Annotated in this window: 16 protein-coding genes and 1 pseudogene; 4 read left to right on the forward strand and 13 right to left on the reverse strand. The window is 67.1% G+C overall.

What is annotated here, in order from left to right:
- Positions 1-19 precede the first annotated feature (19 nt).
- Complete coding sequence (locus CBI38_RS07350) at positions 20-1,357, forward strand: phosphatase PAP2 family protein (RefSeq protein WP_230990206.1); 1,338 nt, start codon at positions 20-22, stop codon at positions 1,355-1,357.
- On the opposite strand, the gene mnhG is transcribed toward CBI38_RS07350, so the two are convergent.
- From mnhG to CBI38_RS07380, 6 genes are read right to left on the reverse strand one after another with little or no spacing between them, the layout of a single operon-like run.
- Positions 1,326-1,664, reverse strand: a complete 339-nt coding sequence (gene mnhG / locus CBI38_RS07355; protein WP_109327665.1) for a monovalent cation/H(+) antiporter subunit G — start codon at positions 1,662-1,664, stop codon at positions 1,326-1,328. The two genes, CBI38_RS07350 and mnhG, sit on opposite strands and share 32 nt — an antisense overlap.
- Positions 1,664-1,921, reverse strand: coding sequence for a monovalent cation/H+ antiporter complex subunit F (locus CBI38_RS07360; RefSeq protein WP_109327667.1), 258 nt, complete (start codon positions 1,919-1,921; stop codon positions 1,664-1,666). The genes mnhG and CBI38_RS07360 overlap by 1 nt, the downstream gene beginning before the upstream one ends.
- On the reverse strand, positions 1,918-2,490 hold the full coding sequence (locus CBI38_RS07365) for a Na+/H+ antiporter subunit E (protein ID WP_109327669.1): 573 nt from the start codon (positions 2,488-2,490) through the stop codon (positions 1,918-1,920). The genes CBI38_RS07360 and CBI38_RS07365 overlap by 4 nt, the downstream gene beginning before the upstream one ends.
- Positions 2,487-4,109 carry a Na+/H+ antiporter subunit D gene (locus tag CBI38_RS07370; protein ID WP_109327671.1) on the reverse strand — a complete coding sequence of 541 codons (1,623 nt, stop codon included), beginning with the start codon at positions 4,107-4,109 and terminating at the stop codon, positions 2,487-2,489. Before CBI38_RS07370 ends, CBI38_RS07365 begins: the two co-directional genes overlap by 4 nt.
- Positions 4,106-4,672, reverse strand: coding sequence for a Na(+)/H(+) antiporter subunit C (locus tag CBI38_RS07375; protein WP_109327673.1), 567 nt, complete (start codon positions 4,670-4,672; stop codon positions 4,106-4,108). Before CBI38_RS07375 ends, CBI38_RS07370 begins: the two co-directional genes overlap by 4 nt.
- Complete coding sequence (locus CBI38_RS07380) at positions 4,669-7,503, reverse strand: Na+/H+ antiporter subunit A (protein WP_109327675.1); 2,835 nt, start codon at positions 7,501-7,503, stop codon at positions 4,669-4,671. Before CBI38_RS07380 ends, CBI38_RS07375 begins: the two co-directional genes overlap by 4 nt.
- A gap of 213 nt (positions 7,504-7,716) precedes the next feature.
- Here CBI38_RS07380 and CBI38_RS07385 point away from each other — a divergent pair, with 213 nt between their 5' ends.
- Positions 7,717-8,127 (forward strand): NUDIX hydrolase, encoded by a 411-nt coding sequence (locus CBI38_RS07385; RefSeq protein WP_109327677.1) that lies wholly within the window; start codon positions 7,717-7,719, stop codon positions 8,125-8,127.
- Here the strand turns inward: CBI38_RS07385 and CBI38_RS07390 are convergent.
- Positions 8,124-9,536 carry a hypothetical protein gene (locus CBI38_RS07390; protein WP_230990104.1) on the reverse strand — a complete coding sequence of 471 codons (1,413 nt, stop codon included), beginning with the start codon at positions 9,534-9,536 and terminating at the stop codon, positions 8,124-8,126. The two genes, CBI38_RS07385 and CBI38_RS07390, sit on opposite strands and share 4 nt — an antisense overlap.
- A gap of 69 nt (positions 9,537-9,605) precedes the next feature.
- Between CBI38_RS07390 and CBI38_RS07395 the strand changes: the two genes are divergently transcribed.
- Positions 9,606-10,358: an isocitrate lyase/PEP mutase family protein gene (locus CBI38_RS07395; RefSeq protein ID WP_109327679.1), complete on the forward strand. Its 753-nt coding sequence runs from the start codon at positions 9,606-9,608 to the stop codon at positions 10,356-10,358.
- 39 nt (positions 10,359-10,397) lie between these two features.
- On the opposite strand, the gene CBI38_RS07400 is transcribed toward CBI38_RS07395, so the two are convergent.
- From CBI38_RS07400 to CBI38_RS07425, 6 genes and pseudogenes are all read right to left on the reverse strand, one after another.
- A complete protein-coding gene (locus CBI38_RS07400; RefSeq protein ID WP_109327681.1) occupies positions 10,398-12,578 on the reverse strand; it encodes an AAA family ATPase in 2,181 nt (726 codons plus the stop codon).
- Between the two features lie 26 nt (positions 12,579-12,604).
- The gene (pssA, locus tag CBI38_RS07405; protein WP_109327683.1) at positions 12,605-13,465 is read right to left on the reverse strand and encodes a CDP-diacylglycerol--serine O-phosphatidyltransferase; all 861 of its coding nucleotides are present in this window, start codon (positions 13,463-13,465) and stop codon (positions 12,605-12,607) included.
- Complete coding sequence (locus CBI38_RS07410; protein ID WP_109327685.1) at positions 13,462-14,175, reverse strand: phosphatidylserine decarboxylase; 714 nt, start codon at positions 14,173-14,175, stop codon at positions 13,462-13,464. The genes pssA and CBI38_RS07410 overlap by 4 nt, the downstream gene beginning before the upstream one ends.
- 58 nt (positions 14,176-14,233) lie before the next feature.
- Positions 14,234-15,029, reverse strand: a pseudogene (locus tag CBI38_RS40540) (MerR family transcriptional regulator).
- Positions 15,004-15,531 (reverse strand): hypothetical protein, encoded by a 528-nt coding sequence (locus tag CBI38_RS07420; protein WP_109327687.1) that lies wholly within the window; start codon positions 15,529-15,531, stop codon positions 15,004-15,006. Before CBI38_RS07420 ends, CBI38_RS40540 begins: the two are co-directional and overlap by 26 nt.
- A gap of 34 nt (positions 15,532-15,565) precedes the next feature.
- Positions 15,566-16,021, reverse strand: a complete 456-nt coding sequence (locus tag CBI38_RS07425; RefSeq protein WP_109327689.1) for an SRPBCC family protein — start codon at positions 16,019-16,021, stop codon at positions 15,566-15,568.
- A 507-nt stretch (positions 16,022-16,528) separates the two neighbouring features.
- Here CBI38_RS07425 and hutH point away from each other — a divergent pair.
- Positions 16,529-18,076 (forward strand): histidine ammonia-lyase, encoded by a 1,548-nt coding sequence (hutH, locus tag CBI38_RS07430; RefSeq protein WP_109327691.1) that lies wholly within the window; start codon positions 16,529-16,531, stop codon positions 18,074-18,076.
- Positions 18,077-18,087: the final 11 nt, after the last annotated feature.

Raw genomic sequence — 18,087 nt, forward strand, 5'->3', positions numbered from 1 at the left:
TTACACTTGGCGGGTGTCGATCGACGAAGTAGCCGTTGCACGGCCGGGGAGGTCGGTCGACCGGTCGCCCACACTCGTTGCCGGTGGCGTGCTGGGGGTCGTGGCTGCGCTGGTGACGGTGCAGTTGCTCGCGTCGGCGCAGGGATTCCAGGGGCCGCTCGAAAGCCTTGTCCGTGATTATGTTCTGACACCGAAGTCGGCGTCCGTCCCCTGGGCGGGGCTCGCGCTCGCGATGGTCGGGCTCACTTCACGACAGCGGATCGTGGCCCTGTCGGCCGCGGCCGGCATCGATGTGTCCGTTGCCGCCGTGCGGTACGCGGCGGGGGGCCCTCTCACCGTGGGAAACGGTGCGACGTGGGTTCTCACCGCGGTCGGTGTCTACGCCGCAGTCCGGTGGACCGGCGAGCAGCGGCGCAGCGCGCTGAAGGGGGTGGCCCTCGGTGCCCTGCTCATTCTTGCGACCAAGTTCGGCGATGCGTGGTTGCAGATCACGATCATGGCCGGCCCGATGGTTCTCGACGAATACGCGCAGCTCGCCGACCATGCCCTGGGAAATCCGTCGTGGCACATGGGACAGCTGGTCGATGCTCTCGGTTCGGTCGGATACGGGGTTCTGCACTGGGTCTACATCGAACTACCGGTCGCCGCGATCGCGGTGGCGATCTATCAGCTGCGACACGGCTGGCCCACGCACTATCTCGTCCGCACGTTCCTGATGATCGGCCTCGTCGGGCCCATCTTCTACCTTCTCTTCCCCGTGGTGGGGCCGATCTTCGCATTCGGCACCGACGGGGAGGGCTTCCAAGCAGGCAATTACTGGCCGAATCTTGTTCCGACGCCCGACTTCACCCCTGCGCCGATGGCGTTCGATGAGGTGACACCCCGCAACTGCATGCCCAGTCTGCACACCGCGTGGGCGCTCGCGCTGTTCATCCACTCGCGCGGCGGCACCTGGTGGCTTCGGCTCGGCGGCACGTTCTGGCTGGTATGCACTCTCACCGCGACGCTCGGCTTCGGCTATCACTACGGAGTCGACCTGGTGGCGGGAGCCGTGCTCTGCCTGACCATCGAGTCGGCCTTGCGGGACCCCGAACGCGGGTGGGGCTGGTTCCGGATTCGGCTCGTCGGCGGCGGGACGATCGCACTCGTCGTACTGCTGCTCAGTTACCGCTATCTCGCCGTGCCGATGGGCCGCTTCCCCGAGGTCTCGGGACCGATCGTGATCGGTGTCCTCGCCGCTGTGATTCTCGGGTTCTACGCGACCTTCTTCGCCCGGGAGGACAGCGCGCTGCACCGCTGGGGCACCGTCGGTTCCCGGCCTGCGGTCACGGCCGCTCTGGAGGCTCCAGCTCGTTGATCATCATCAGCCCGTCCTGATCGCGTTGCTCCCGGTACGCGACGCGGCCGACGCTGTGCGCGATGACGGGAGCGGTGAAGAGAGTGAAGACGCCGACGAGGATCAACATCCAGATGTCGACGTTGCCCCGCAGTTCGATCACGGCGCCCACCAGCACCATGTTCAGTCCGACCACCTGCGGTTTGGTGGCGGCGTGCATGCGCCGCAGAGTGTCGGGGAAACGCACGATGGCGATGGCCGCGGTGAGCGCGAGGAGTGAGCCCGCCAGCATGAGACCAGCGCCGATGTAGTTCAGGACACTGGTCATTACTTGTCACTCACTCGGAAGCGGGCCACCGACACGGAACCGATGAAGCCGACCAGCGACAGGGCGACGATGGCAGGGACGATCGTGGTGTCGCCGGTGTAGGCGGCCCACACCGCGAGACCACACATGGCGAGGGCGATCAGGGTGTCGAGGGCGACGAGGCGGTCCAGTGAGTTGGGCCCGTCGAGGAGCCGAAAGGTGGTCAGCACGCCGGCGATCACCAGAACGATCCCGGATATGACGGAGACGACTGTCATGTGGTGCCCTTCTGAGTGGGGTCCTCGTACTGCTCGTCGCCGAAGTGCCAGGCACTCGGCTTCCATTCGGAGTCGCGCTCGAAGGCGGCGATGAACAAGCGTTCCAGTTGCGCGACCGTGCGGTAGAACTGGCCGACCGCCTTCGCCGAACCCATGTCGAGTACATGGACGTACACGATTCGTCGAACCTGATCGATCTCGAGCACCATGGTTCCCGGGATGAGATTCAGGACGTCGATGAACAGGGTGAGGACCAGATCCGATTTGATTCCGAGTTGGTACCGCAGAACGCCGGTGACCGGTGGTGGACCGGGGCGTACCGCCAGCCAGGCGATCTGCAGGCTCGATTCGAGCGAGTAGTACACGAATTTCCATGCCAGCCGGAGGAGCGACAGGACGTGCACGCGCCCCTGGACCGGCACCCCCGGCAGGGGCATGAGGACCATGATCAGCACACCGACCGCGACTCCTCCGACCACATTGGCGATGCTGAGGTTTCCCCACAGGAGAATCCATACGGCCGTCAACCAGACCAGTGCGCTGAGTTGGAGAAATCTCTCGCGTTTCATCGCGGCGCCTCCTGCGCTTCGGCCCCGCTGCGATCGCCCAGGACGGCGGTGATGTAGATCGAGCGGTCCTGCAGGTCGGTGGCAGCACGGTCGCTGATCGAGATGATCTGCCCGGCGAAGACCGTCATGGCCAGGCCGACCCCGACGAGCGCGACCGTGGGTAGCAACATCATCGCGGGTATGCGCCCCACGTCGGCGCGATCGTCGAACGGGATGTCGGCCTCGGACTCGTCGATCAGTGCCGACGGGCTGACGTCGGCGAGGTCACCTTCCGGGGCGTCGGCGCGGGCCCGCCAGAACGCCTTGGTCCAGACGCGGGCCACCACGTACAGGGTGAGCAGGCTGGTGAGGGTACCGCCGCCGACGAGGACCCAGGCCAGCACCCCGGCGTCTGCGGAACCCGCTTGCAGCAGGGCTACTTTGCCGATGAACCCGGAGAACGGCGGGATGCCCCCGAGGTTCAACGCAGGGACGAGGAAGACGATGGCCAGGACGGGGCTGGCGGCGGCGAGCCCGCCGAGCCGGCGCAGCGACGACGACCCGGCCTGTCGTTCGATGAGACCGACGACGAGGAACAGCGTGGTCTGCACGAGAATGTGGTGCGCCACGTAGTAGATGGCACCCGAAAGCCCCGACTGCGTGGACAGCGCGATACCGAACACCATGTAGCCGATGTGACTGACCAGGGTGAAGGACAGCAGGCGTTTGATGTCGCTCTGCGCGATCGCACCGAAGATGCCGACGAGCATCGTCAGCAGGCCGCACACCATCAGAACGTTGTCGAGTTCGCCCTCCGGGAACAGCAGCGTGTGCGCGCGGATGATCGCGTACACGCCCACCTTGGTGAGCAGACCCGCGAAGACGGCTGTGACCGGTGCCGGCGCCGTCGGGTAGGAGTCGGGGAGCCACGTCGATAGAGGGAAGACCGCGGCCTTGATCCCGAACGCCACGAGCAGGACACCGAAGATGGCGGTGCGCGTGCCCGACGGGATGCCGTCGAGCCGGGTGGCCATGTCGGCGAGGTTGAGGGTGCCGGTGGCCGCGTAGGCGAAGGAAATGCCGGCCAGGAAGATCAGCGACGACACCATCGACACCATCACGTAGGACACGCCGGCGCGGACCCGCTCGGCGCTCGCTCCCAAAGTCAGTAGGACGAAGCTGGCCGCGAGCAACACCTCGAAACCGACATACAGGTTGAACAGGTCGCCGGCGAGGAAGGCGTTGGATATTCCTGCGGTGAGGGCTAGGTACGTGGGCAGGAAGATCGAGACGGGCTGGTCTTCACTTCCGTCGCGGATGCCCTGACCGACCGCGTATGCCATGACGGCCAGCAGCACGATCGAAGAGACGACGAGCATCATCGCGGACAAACGGTCGACGACGAGGGTGATGCCGATGGGGGAGTCCCAGCCGCCCACTTGAATTGCCGTCGTGCCGTCGCGGTCCGCGAGGTACAGGAGCAGTGCGGACACGACCAGCACGGCGATCAGTGCGGTCAGGGTGATCACCCGCTGGGCCCGGGGACGCCGGCCGAGTACCAGGGTCGCGGCGGCGGCGAGCATGGGCACGAGAACCGGCAGCGGCGCGAGTGTGGTGACGAGGTGCGGGGACAGGGTCACGGCTTCTTTCCGATCGTGGCCTTATCGTCTTCGTCGTCATCGAAATCGCCGGTGTGCAGCTCTTCGTAACCCTCGAGGTCTTCGAGGTTCCGTAGTTCTTCCAAGGGGATGGGATTACCGTTCCGGTCGAAGGCGTCACCGGTGAAACTGGGCTCGCCGGTGACGGGGTCGTCGGAGCGGTCGCGGTCGGGAGCTTCCGAGGGCGATCGCCGCAGCAGGACCCGGGTGTCCTCGGGATCGTTCTCGACGAGGTCGGCGGTGGTGATCTTGAACGACCGGTACGCGAGAGCCAGGACGAAGGCCGCAATGCCCATGGTGATGACGATCGCGGTGAGCACCATGGCCTGCGCGAGGGGATCGGCCATCGACTCGTGGATGGAGTCACGGCCCACGATCGGTGGATTGCCGTCCGAGCCACCCGACGTGAGGATCAGAAGATTGATCCCGTTCCCGAACAGCAGCAGTCCCAGGAGCATGCGCGTGATGCTGCGCTCGATGAGCAGGTAGACGCCTGCCGACACCAGGACGCCGATGATGACGAGGAATCCGATGTTTGCGCTCATTTCTGGTTCACCTCGATCTGTGCATCGAGACGTGCGCCGAGACTGCGGAGCACGTCGAGGACGAGACCGACCACGATGAGGTACACACCCAGATCGAAGAACAGTGCGGTGACCAGCTTGATGTGTCCCAGCAGCGGGACCGTCACCTCGAACACTGCGGACGACAGCACGGGTGCGCCGAGGAACAGCGACACCAGGGCCGTTCCGGCGGCGAGTGTGAGGCCCAGACCGAGAATTTTTCCGGCGTCGATGGGGACCGTTTCTCCCAGCTCGTACCGGCCGCCCGCGAGATAGCGCAACACAAGGGCGAGCCCCGCGGTGAGACCGCCGGCGAATCCGCCACCGGGTGTGTTGTGCCCGGAGAAGAAGAAGTAGACCGACAGCACCATGATCGTCGGGAAGATCAGCCGGGTGGTCACCTCGAGAACCAGCGAACGGTGTCGGGGATCGATGAGATCTCCACCGAGCAGCCAGGTCGTCTCCGACTGCGCGGACGCCTGTTCGACGGTGACTGCAGGGGCGTCCGACACGCGGGGCGCGCTACCGAAGCGGCGATTGCGGAACACCAGACTCGCGACACCCGTCGCGGCGACGAGTAGAACCGAGATTTCGCCGAGCGTGTCCCAGGCGCGGATGTCGACGAGTAGGACGTTCACGACATTCTTGCCGTTTCCGATGTAGTACGCGGCGTCGGGAAGCAACCCATGAATGGGCACCGTGTTGCGGGCGTTGATCGCGTAGGCACCGATCGTGGTGATGGTGGCGCCGACCGCGACGGCGAGCAGTGCCCTGGGCAGCTTGAAACCGATCGCCCTGCTCTCGTCGACCTCTGCGGGAAGCTTGCGGAACACCAGCACGAAGATCACCAGAGTCAGCGTTTCGACGAGGAACTGGGTGAGCGCCAGGTCCGGGGCGCCGTGCAGCGCGAACAGGACACCGCAGCCATATCCACTGAGGCCGACGAGGATGACGCTGGCCAGCCGGTTGCGCATCACCGTCGCCGCGAGCGCGGCGGCCACCATCATCAGCCCGATCACGAACTGCACCGGCGAGTCCCACAGTCGGAGATCGGCGTCGGTGCGGCTGCCGGTGAACAGCAGAACGAGCGGCAGCACGACGAGCGTGGCGAGAATGATCGCCTGGGTCCGGGGGAGCGAACCGCGCTGAGTGGCACCGGTCAGCCGCATCGACAGGGCGTCCATGAAGCGGAGTGTCGCGTCGTAGATGCGGTCGGCGTTGCCGAGCGGTGGATGTTCGAACCGCAACCGGATGACCCACCGCTGCGCCACGAACAGGGCGGTGCCGACGGCGAACACGAGCACCGTCAACAGCAGTGCGGTGTTGACGCCGTGCCAGAGCGCGAGGTGGTAGTCGGAAGCGCCCTCGGCAGGCAGAGTCTGCGAGTACGGAACCAGCAACTTCTCGAGTTGGGGTGACGCCACACCCGCGGCCAGACCGAGCATCGAGAGCACCGCGGGCGCGGCCAGGAACATCGGGCCGGGGGCGTGCATCTTCTGCACGGCAACGGTGGGATTCTCGAGCCGCTTGCGCCCGAATGCGCCCCACATGAACCGCACGCTGTAGGCGAAGGTCAGGATCGATCCGACCACCACCACGGCCACGGCCACGAGGCGAGCGGGGTCCGCGAGCGCCGTGGTGCTCAGCAACGAGTCGAAGGCTGCTTCCTTGCCGACGAAACCCAGGAACGGCGGCAGTCCGGCCATGCTGGCCGCGGCAAGGGCCGCAAACACCGTCAGCGCCGGTGCGCGGGCGCCCAGGTGGCCCAATTTCCGGATGTCCCGGGTGCCGGTGGAGTGGTCGATGATGCCGACCACCATGAACAGCGCCGCCTTGAACATCGCGTGGGCGACCACCATGGTCAGCCCCGCCAACATGGCGTCCCGCGTACCCAGACCCACGAGCACCATGAGAAAGCCGAGCTGACTGACGGTGCCGAACGCGAGGACGAGTTTGAGGTCGAAGGCCCGCAGCGCACGCCACCCCGCCAGCACCATCGTCAGCAGCCCCAGCGTGACGATGGTGAATCGCCACGGGGCGGCGTCGGCGAAGCCGGGGGACAGCCGGGCCACGAGATAGATGCCGGCCTTCACCATGGCGGCGGCGTGCAGATAGCCGCTGACCGGAGTGGGGGCGGCCATCGCTCCGGGCAGCCAGAAATGCAACGGGACGATCGCGGATTTCGACAGCGCACCGATGAGGACCAGCACAACGCCGACACCGGCGAGCCAGCCGCGAGGTGCGACCTCGATCAGTTCCGACAGGTTGTACGTGCCACCGACCTGGCCGAGGATGATGATCCCGACGAGCATGGCCAGTCCACCCGCGGTGGTGACGAGCAGCGCCTGCGTCGCGGCCCGGCGACTCGAGGCGCGCTCGGCATAATGGCCGACCAGCAGGAACGACAGGACCGTCGTCAGCTCCCAGAAGGTGTACAGCAACAACATGTTGTCGCTGGCGACAAGCCCGAACATGGCGCCGGCGAACGCCACCATCTGCGCGGCGAAAATACCCAGCCGAGGCTCGTCGTCGGTGAAATACCGCGCGCAGTACATCAAGATCAGGGCGCCGATCCCGAGGACGAGCAGCGACATGATGGCGGCCAGGGGATCGAACCAGAAGTCGATGTTCATCGACAGGCCGGGGATCCACTCGAGTGAGACGGTCTGTACCGTTCCCCAGTGCGCGATCACCCAACCGAGTGATACCAGCGGGACGAGCGCGAGCGGATAGAAAGCGTTGCGGCCGAACATGCGCACCACCAGCGGAGCCAGAACGGCGGCGACAGCATGGGCGAGCAGAACAGCGAGCAAAAGGCACTCCGTCGTTGGTCAGCGGGCGGCGGGGTGTCGGAACGCAACGAACCGAGTCGGTGTAGACCGTTCGCGAAGCTAGCGAGTTGGTCTACGACGTACATCTTACTGGTTCCAGGTTTCCGCCTCGAGTGCCGGCAAACCGGACGAAACGGCGGGCCTGTCACACTGCGTCATTTCATGGCCGCGGCGGGCTGTTCTATCTTGTGAGGCGTGCCCGCCGAGATCCGAACCGCAGCCCTCGCTCACATCCGCCAGAGGCGGCTTCTGCAGACGAGATCGGTCGGAAAGTCGGCGTTCTACATGGCCGGCGGCAAGATTGATCCCGGCGAGAACGTCGAAGAGGCGTTGCACCGGGAAATTCGGGAAGAACTCGACGCCGCGATCGTGGACGGCACCCTCGAGCAACTGGGAGTCTTCGAAGCGCCGGCGTACGGGCATCCCGAAGGCACCGCCCTGCACATGACGTGCTTTCTTGCAGAACTGAGCGCTGAGCCGCGGCCCACAAGCGAGATCGCGGAACTGCGGTACTTCACGGTCGACGAGTACGCGGCGATGCCCGACGTCGCGCCCGGTTCGATGCTGGTGTTTCGCCGGCTGCAGTCGCTGGGTCTGCTCGACTAGGTGAGCGGTGCGGTCGTTTCCAGCGGTAGGCGACGCGACCGTATCGAGTAGGCGCAGTACGCCACGACGGCCAGCATCGCGATCCCGGCGAGATGGTCCGATGCCGCCGAGGCGGGCGAGGGACCGTCGGGGGTGAACGCCGCCACAGCGCTGAGCGGTTCATACGCGCCGGCGTACACGACCCGGCTGCCCGGGATGGTGGTTGCCGCCACGAAGACGAGCGAGGCGAACGGCAACGCCAGGCCCAGAACGGCGACCGGGGCCGACGCGGGGAGCGCGGCGGCCAGCGCAAAACCCATCCCGGTGCACAGGACGAGGAGCCGGGCGAGAAGGAGGACGCCGTCACTGCCGAAGTCGGGTTGTATGGCGGTGCTCAGAGGAACGAGGGCGGCGAGCCCGAGCCCCCAGTACGGTTGTCGCAACGTCGGAGGAACCCGGACCGCGACCGCGATGCCCAGTGCCAACGCTGTGACACCGACGATCAGGACGGCGGAGGCGGGGGTTGTCACGCGCGGGGTCCGGAGGTCGTCGAGGACGGGCATGGCCGCGGCGGTGACTGCCGTGGCGGCCAACAGGAAATGCCCGTCGGTACGGGGCAGCAAGCGTGCCGACACCTCGGTGCACACCAGCACCACCACGAGGCAGAAGCCGATGATCAGCCACACCGTCAGCGGTTCACCGAATTCGTGATCGTCGATCCACGCACCGAGTAGCCGGTTGAGGAGAGCGAGAGCCAGTGCCGCGGCCAGTGCCGTCTGAAGGGTTCGACGTTCGGGACGCTGCACCCGGAACTGCTTCTGGGCGAGGGCAGTGCAAACGAGCGCCAGTACCAGCGTCCCGATCAGCAACCACATCGGTGGTTCCCCGATCGCGGACGTACTCCGGCTTGCCGGTTCGAGATACTCGGTGTCACCGCGTGGTAGTCGCGCGACGCTCGCGAGAACGAACGCTCCCGCCACGCCGAGCGTCAGCGTCAGCTGCGGACCCCACCGTCCCCACACTGCGGCGACCGCGGCTCCGAGAAGAATCCCCGCGGTTGCGGTCTTCGCGAAGTGCAACGCGATCAGCGTGTCGACACCACTTGCCCCGGCCACCGCCGAGCGGGTTGCGATCAGGACGAGTGCACACGCCGCGGCGACGATCCACGAGGCGCGGCGTGAGCCCGACCGCTGCAGTCCGGCCACAGCGATCACGGCGAGGACGAGGGCAACCACGACACCGGTCGGCTGGCTGCTGAGCCACCGGTCGATCTCGCGATCCGACGCATAGATTGCCCACGCGCGATTGCGGGGATTGGTGAGAACGAACCCGGCCAGTGCGCCGGAGGCGAGGGCCGCCGCCGCCGACAGGGGTTCGCGGAAGTCCATCCACTCACGGTACTCGAGCAGCGAGGAATGGACGGCACCCACCTCGCGTTGCCAACGAAGGCGTACCGAGAACGACTCCGTCCAACACTTTCCGAGGCGAGGAGCCCACCCATGACGTCGATCCACGAGAAGGCCACAACGCTGCTGCAGCTGCATCAGCCCGGTAACCCGGTCATCCTGCCGACGGTATGGGATGCGTGGTCCGCGAATCTGGCTGTCTCCGCGGGTTTCCGAGCACTCACGGTCGGTAGCCATCCGGTGTCGGACTCGATCGGCAAGCCCGACAACGAGGGAATCACCTTCGACGAGCTGCTGCATCGGATCGCCCAGATCACCTCCGCCGTCGACCTGCCCATCTCGGTCGACATCGAATCCGGCTATGGGGAGGAACCTGCTCGCCTCATCGACGGCTTGATCGGCGCCGGCGCCGTGGGGCTGAATATCGAGGACACCGTCCACAGTGAAGGCGGCCGGCTGCGTGAGCCGCAGGAGCACGCCGACTTCGTGGGGAAACTACGCCAGGCCGCCGACGCCGCAGGCGTGCACGTCGTCGTCAATGCGCGGACCGACCTGTTCGTCAAGAAGGTCGGAGAAGATGCCGATCGCGTCGACCGTGCCATCTCCCGGCTGAAGCTCGCAGCCGACGCCGGCGCCGACGTCCTGTACCCGGTGGGCCGCCACGACGACGCCACCCAGAAACGTCTCACATCGGAGCTGCCGCTGCCCGTCAACGCGATCGGCCTGCCCGACCAGGACGACCCGGCATCCTTCGGACCGCTCGGCGTCGCACGCGTGAGCTTCGGTCCGTTCTTCCAAGCTGCCCTCGCGTCGCACGCCGCGACGTTGCTCGGCCGCTGGTCCTGACCTGTGAGTACTTGTTAACCGCGGGCGGTTAAGAAGTACTCACGGGCGCGACAGCGCATACGCCTCGAGGTGCGCCACTTGCTCGGGGTCGAGCGAGGGGCGCACCTTCTCGCGTGCTGCGGCCACGTCGGCGGCGGTGACGTCGGCGGCGTCGATGCTCCGGCGCATCGCGGCAAGCGCGGCTTCGCGGAGGAGCGCCGAGCAGTCGGCGGCCGAGTAGCCGTCGAGGTTGTCGGCCAGGTCGTCGAGGTCGACGTCGTCGGCGAGCGGGACCGAACTACCGGCGGTCCGCAGGATCGCCTTGCGCGCCTCCGCGTCGGGCGGCGGCACGAACACCAGTCGTTCGAGGCGTCCGGGCCGCAGTAACGCGGGGTCGATCAGGTCGGGTCGGTTCGTGGCGCCGAGCACCACCACATCGCGCAGAGGCTCGACGCCGTCGAGTTCGGTCAGCAGCGAGGCCACCACGCGGTCGGAGACACCGGAGTCGGAACTCTGACCGCGGCGCGGGGCCAGCGCATCGATCTCGTCGAGGAAGATGAGGGACGGCGCAGAGTCGCGGGCCCGCTGGAACAACTCGCGCACCGCCTTCTCGGACGCGCCCACCCACTTGTCCATCAGCTCGGCGCCCTTGACGGCATGCACGCTGAGCTGTCCCGTACTGGCAAGGGCCCGAACAAGATAGGTCTTCCCGCAGCCCGGAGGTCCGTACAGCAGGACTCCGCGCGGAGGGTCGACACCGAGGCGTGCAAACGAATCCGGATGCTGCAACGGCCACAGCACCGCCTCGGTGAGGGCCTGCTTGGTTTCGACCATGTCACCGACGTCGTCGAGGGTGAGGCTGCCGATGGCCAGCTCCTCGCTTCCCGACCTCGACAATGGGCGGATCACGTCGAGGGCCCCGAGCAGATCCTCCTGGGTCAGAGCTGGGTCGGCCGGTGACCTGGTGGCGCGGTAGGCGGCCCGCAACGCTGCTTCCCGGCACAGCGCTGCGAGATCGGCCACCACGAATCCCGGCGACCTGGCCGCGATGGCATCGAGGGCGATCCCGTCGGTGGGCACCTTCCGCAGCAGCAGTTCGAGCAGGGCTCTTCGGGTGGCGCCGTCGGGCAACGTCAGGGCGAGTTCGCGGTCGCACAGTTCCTGGCCGCGCAGCCGGGTGTCGGTCGATTCCGGATGCGCGGTGGTCGCCACGAATGCGACACCGGCAGTGTCGACGGCACGGCGGAGTTGGTCGAGGATCAGGGCGGAGACGGGTTCCGGAGTCGCGGGCAGCAGGGTGTCGATGTCGGTGATGAGTAGCACCCCGCCGCCGCTGATCGCGTCGACTGCTGCTGTGACCCGTTGCAGTCGTGCACCGGCTTCGAGAGCGCCGACGCTGGGACCGTCGAGTTCGACGACGCGCCGCGACGCCAGCACGGAGCGGGCCAAGGTGGCTTTACCGACGCCACCCGGCCCGGTCACGAGGACACCCAGGTGAGGCGACGCCCCGAGCTTGCGGAGCAGTTCGGGTTCGTCGAGCGCGAGTCCCAGCCACTCGGTCAGTTTGGCGGCCTGGGTCTGCGCCCCGACGAGGTCCTCGACGGGCAGGGGTGGGACGGCCGCCGTTTCGGTCACCGTCGCCGACAGGCGCGCCGGTGCGGACGAGACCGCGGTGCGCGTTCCCGCACCCCACCCGACCGCGGTGTTGGGTTGCACACTCACCGGGCCGCCTGCCGGGTCCACCCCGGTGACGGTGAGCAGTTCCGACGTCCATGCGACGCCGAAGGTCCGGGACAGTGCCTGCGTGGCGGGTGCTGTGCTGGTCCCGGGGCCGAGGTCGCGGGGGAGCAGGGACACCGCGTCACCCACGCTGAGGACCTTCCCGAGGAGGGCCTGCCGCAGGGTGACATCGGAGATCGAGGTGACCGCCAGGTTGGAGCCGCTGACCGTGACCGCTCTTCCGCCGTACACGGTCACCGGCGTCACGACGACGGTGGCGTTCTCGGTGAGGCCGGCATTCGACATCGTCACGTCGTCGAGCAGCGCGGTGCCTGTGGGCGTTCCGGCCGGCGCGATGCCCGCCACCGCTGCCGTCCGGCGCGCCCCCACCAACGCGATCGCGTCCCACTCGCGGAGACCGAGCGCGGCGAGCGCTTCCGGATGGAGCCGTACGACGCCGCGTCGCGTGTCCGCGGCCGAAGTGTTCAGTCGGACTGTGAGCGCGAGTTCCGGTGAGGTCACGCGTCGAGCCTACGTGCGCGAGTGGACTATCGGGCTCGTGGACGGCGCAACCCGAGCCGCGCGGCGGAGCGCCGTCCGCGGGTGTCGGGCTGTCGCCGGATGGCTCGCCGTTCGGCCGGTTTGATCTCCCAGGTCTCCGGCCTCGCCGCCACCCACCGCTGCGAGCGGACGGCGAACGGAATGTGAGCCAGGTATACGGCGACGAGGGCCATCAACAGAATGAACGGATAGGTGACCAACGCTGCGGCTGCGAGCGCCACCAGCACCAGCAGACCTGCTGCCATGCGAGGCGGAACGGACACGGTCTTGAGCGCCAGAGTGGGAATGCGGCTGACGATGAGGGCGGCGGAGAACACCGTCCACGCCACGACGACCGGATACGACGACCACCAGCCGTCGCCCCACTGCGCTGCTGCCGCCAAGGGCGTCAGCGCTACCAAGGCTCCCGCGGGTGCCGGGACGCCGACGAAGTACTCGCTGGCGTAACCGGGCATATCGTCGTCGTCGAGCAGAGTGTTGAAGCGGGCGAGCCGCAGCACGATGCTCACTGCATAGATGAGCGCGATGATCCAACCGAAACTCTGCCCGTCCAGCAGGGTGACGTACAGCACGAGGGCCGGAGCGACACCGAACGAGATGGAGTCGGCCAGCGAATCGAGCTCCGCACCCATTTTGCTGGTGGCGTCGAGGAGCCGGGCGATCCGCCCATCGAGGGAGTCGAGCACCGCGGCGGCACCGATCATTGCCAGCGCGGTCCCGAGATCGCCGTCGAGCGCGAACTTCACCGCGGACAGCCCACCACACAACGCGAGAATCGTGACGACACTCGGCAGCAAGCGCACCGCTTGCCGTGGTCTCCCTCTCCGCTGCTTCGTACTGGCGATCACGGCAGTTGAGCGATGACGGTTTCGGCGCCGATCGTCCGCTGGCCACGCTCCACCAGCAAGGTGGTGCCCGCAGGGAAGTAGGTGTCGACGCGGGAGCCGAACCGGATCAGACCGTAGGTGTCACCGATGGGGAGGGTGTCGCCGACCGCGGCGTCGCACACGATTCGCCGGGCCAGTAGGCCGGCGATCTGCACCACTGCGACGTCATGGCCGTCCGAGGTGTGCAGCAGCATGCTGTTGCGTTCGTTCACCTCGCTGGCATCGGCAAGGTCGGCGGACAGGAATTGGCCCGACCGGTGCACGACTTTCTGCACGACTCCGCCGACGGGGCTGCGCTGGACGTGGACGTCGAGCACGGACAGGAAGATGCTGATCCGGGGCAGGGGCTCGGAACCCATGTCGAGTTCGGCCGGCGGCACGGCGGTATCGACGAGTGCGACTTCACCGTCGGCAGGCGCGACCGCTACGCCCACCCGGTTGGGGGGCACACGGTGCGGATGCCGGAAGAACGCGGCGCAGGCCGCGGCAGAGGTCAGCGCACCACGCCGGACCCACTTGCGGTTGCGGCCGAGTAGGGCCACACCGAGCGGTGCGAGAACGAAGGGCAGTCCGGCCGGATGAAGCGGTGGGATGGCTCCCCGGGCGAGATCGACGAAGTGGCCGATCCCTGAGGTCTGCGCGGTTCCGGGTGGTCTGGGCTTACGGGCCACGGGCTCCTCTAACTGTGTCGGGCGGGACGGCTACCTGCCGTTGCGGCGCCCTCACAGGTTACGTGAGCGCGGCCGGCTGTAACGGCATCAGGAGAGAGTACGCACTCACCGAGGCGGAGGAGGAAACGGACCGCGGACGGATGGCGAGCGGTGCGATGGGGCCGCCGAAGCGGAACGTCAGCTGATCGCCGGGGAGGGCGGCGACCGCATCGAGGAGAAAACCCGCGTTCACCTGTACGTGGAAGAGCACCGGCCGGTCTCGGCCGGGATCGGCAAAACCACGTTGCTGCGCGCCGACCACCGTGGAACCGGAGTCGAGGACACCGAGGTCCACCCGCTCGCCCGCCCCGGCAAGGACTGCCCGCAGTTCGGTCGCCGAGATCGTCGCTTCGGTTCCGGGAACCAGTCTCGAGGTGGATTCCGCGCAACGCCGGAAACTCGGACTGCGGGTCGAGGGCGAACCGGACCGATGCAACAGCATCGGCGAGGTCATCGGCATCGACAACGACGGTGCCTCTTCGCTCCGCGCGCCAGTCCACGAGACGGTGTATCCGGGTCAGCTCGCGTCGTGCATCGGCAAGGCCCTGCTCGAGTCTGCACAGGTGCTGGTCGAGCAGAGCGTGCGGATCGGTACCGGACAGCACCGCCGTCATTTCCTTCACCGGCATCCCGACACGCCGCATCGCAGCGAGGAGAACGGCCGCGTCGACCTGCTGGTCGGTGTACCGGCGGTAGCCGGTGTGTGGGTCGACAGTGTGCGGCGCCAACACGCCTGCCTTGTCGAAGAACCGCAGCGCACTGACCGACAGGCCGGACGCCCGCGACAGCTCACCGATGCTCAGCACAGCGTTCACTGTTCCCGAGGGGTATGACAGGTGCGATCTCGTCGATGCGGTGATGCAACCGCGCGATGGCACCGCGGATCGTGTTGCCGTAGCCGTCTTCGGCGAGGTGGTGAGATTCCTCGGCGGCCCGATCGAGGTGAAAGCGCGCTTCCGGGACATGCCCGAGCGCGAGATGAGCCGCTGCGACATTGAGGTGCAGCGAAGGGTAAAACGCCGCCACCTGCAGTGACGCGTCGTGCCGTTGCGCGCGATCGTCCGTCAGCGCGTCCGCGGCCTCGAGCGCACGCAGATCCCAGCGCAGTTCTTCGGCGGGGTCGGTCTGAACGTCGGCCATGTAGTGGGCGAGGGTCACGATGTGAAGCGGATCGCGAGTGCCCTCGGGGGACGCCTCGAGGGCGCCCCACACCTCGGCGAAGAGATGTCGGGCGCCCTCGGCGTCGCCTGCTATCGCGAGTTCTTGACCTCGACCGATCTGCGCCATCACGTCATCCGAATTCTCCATGCGGTTCACGGTGAAGGGTCGACCAGGTCGAGAGTCAAGCGGGTTACTTCGCTTCGGCAGCTGCCTTGATGCGGGCCAGGGTGGTGTTCATACCCTCGATCAGTTCGACCTCGAAGTCGTCGTTGCCGCCCAGCACGGTCTTGATCAGGAATTGCGACACCTTGGTCGTTCCGGTCGGCGCCTCCCGGCGTTCGATGACCTTGGTTCCGCCGGCGGTGGACTGGAGTTCGTACGACCAGATGGTGCGGTTCTCAACGACGCGGAAGGCGATCGACTTGTTCGGCTGGAACTTGACGACCTTCGAGGTGGTCGGCCACACGAGCATGCCCTTGCGGTTGATGTTGATCGTCTTCGTCCCTTCTTCGACCACACCGCCCAGGACGCGCATCGTGCGGCACTGCGGGCTCCACTCGCCCATCCGCTTCAGATCAGACACCACCGCCCACACATCCTGCGGGGTGGCGTCGATTTCGATGCTTGCTTCGAGGGTGTTTGCCATCGGCTGTCTCCAGTCAGGGAAGGTGGTACGGGTAGTTACAACTACTTTGCCGTCATCGTAGGCGTTCGGAGAACGAGGATGTGCGGCAGGTCACTTCTTTGTACCCCGAGGGCTCGTCGCGTCCGCTCGGAAGTGTTTGTCGTTTCACCGTGGCAGGTTTGTCGCTTCGCTCCGCGCGCCTCACCGAAACTGTGTAACTCACGAGGCACGATGAGCGATAGAAAAATCACTGCAATGGTTCGGTGCCAGCGCATTGGCACGTCGTCGAGTCGGTGTTCGGAAGTGATCGTCGTGAATGTTCATTCGATCCTGCGGCGGGACCGCAGCCCTCTCCCTCTACTCGAATCTGCCCGGTTGCAAGGACGGCCGTCCTCGTGGCCGAGTGAAAAACTCGAACGTCTCATGACCCCACGCGAAATCGAAGAAGTTCTGCGCGGCGACGTGTAATCGCCGTTGGCACCCCGCAATTCCCGACCTACACCCCGCGCCGGGGTGGACACTGGGTCTGTGGGTACCGAAGAGCCTGTCGTCGTCGGTGTCGGCCCGGTGTCTGCCGAAGAAGTGGTTCGGGTGGCCAGGCTCGGCGCCCCGGTGCGGATCTCCGAAGAGGCTCTGTCCACCATGGCGAAAAGTCGTCGGTGGATCGAGGCTCTCGCCGAGGATCCGAAACCGGTGTACGGCGTCTCGACGGGGTTCGGTGCCCTCGCGATCCGTCATATTCCGGTCGACAAGCGCGCACAGCTGCAGCGCAGCCTGATCCGTTCCCACGCCGCCGGCAACGGGCCGGAGGTGGAACGCGAGGTGGTGCGTGCGCTGATGTTGTTGCGGCTCTCGACTCTCGCCACGGGCCACACCGGCGTTCGGCCGGAGGTCGCGCAGGTGTACGCGAACCTGCTGTCGGCGGGTCTGACTCCGGTGGTGTACGAGTACGGGAGCCTGGGTTGTTCGGGCGATCTGGCGCCGCTGGCACATGTTGCCCTCGCCGTGATCGGTGAGGGCACCGTGCGAAACGCCGAGGGCTGTCCTACCCCCGCCGCCGACGCGCTGCGGGCCGCCGGAATCGCACCGGTGTCGCTGGAGGAGAAGGAGGGCCTTGCCCTCGTCAACGGCACCGACGGCATGCTGGGCATGCTGGTGCTGGCCTGCGAAGACCTGCGTCACCTGCTGCGTCTGGCCGACATCACGGCAGCGATGAGCGTCGAGGGCCTGCTCGGCACGGACAGGGTCTTCGCCGCCGACCTGCAGTCGCTGCGGCCGCATCCCGGGCAGGCCGCGGCGGCCGAGAACATGACCCGGCTGCTGGCCGGCTCCGACATCGTGCGCAGCCACGCGGGGCCCGGGTGCACGGTGGTCCAGGACGCCTACTCGTTGCGCTGCGCCCCCCAGGTCGCCGGCGCCGCGCGCGACACCCTCGCCCACGCCCAGCAGGTCGCGGCGCGCGAACTCGCGAGCGCCGTCGACAACCCCGTGGTGACTGCGGACGGCCGCGTCGAGTCGAACGGCAACTTCCACGGAGCCCCGCTCGGCTACGTCCTGGATTTCCTGGCGATCGTGGTCGCGGACGTGGCGAGCATGAGCGAGCGCCGCACCGACCGATTTCTCGACGTCGCCCGCAACCACGGGCTGCCCCCGTTCCTCGCCGACGACCCCGGCGTCGACAGCGGCCACATGATCGCCCAGTACACGCAAGCCGCGATCGTGTCCGAACTCAAGCGCCTGGCCGCGCCTGCGAGTGTCGACTCGATTCCGTCGTCGGCGATGCAGGAGGATCACGTGTCGATGGGGTGGTCAGCGGCCCGCAAACTTCGCCGCGCCCTCGACGGGCTCACCAGGGTCCTCGCAGTCGAGGCGCTGACTGCCGCACGGGGACTCGACCTCCGTGCGCCGCTCGAGCCTTCGCCTGCAACGGGTGCCGTACGCGACGCGATCCGGGAGCACGTCGCCGGACCCGGAACCGACCGGTACCTGGCCCCCGAGATCGATGCAGTGGTGGCGCTCGCGTCGTCGGGCACCCTCCTGGCCCGCGCCGAGGCGGTGGTCGGCGCATTGGCCTGAGACGAAAGACG

The sequence above is a fragment of the Rhodococcus oxybenzonivorans genome (genome assembly GCF_003130705.1).
Lineage (GTDB): Bacteria > Actinomycetota > Actinomycetes > Mycobacteriales > Mycobacteriaceae > Rhodococcus_F > Rhodococcus_F oxybenzonivorans.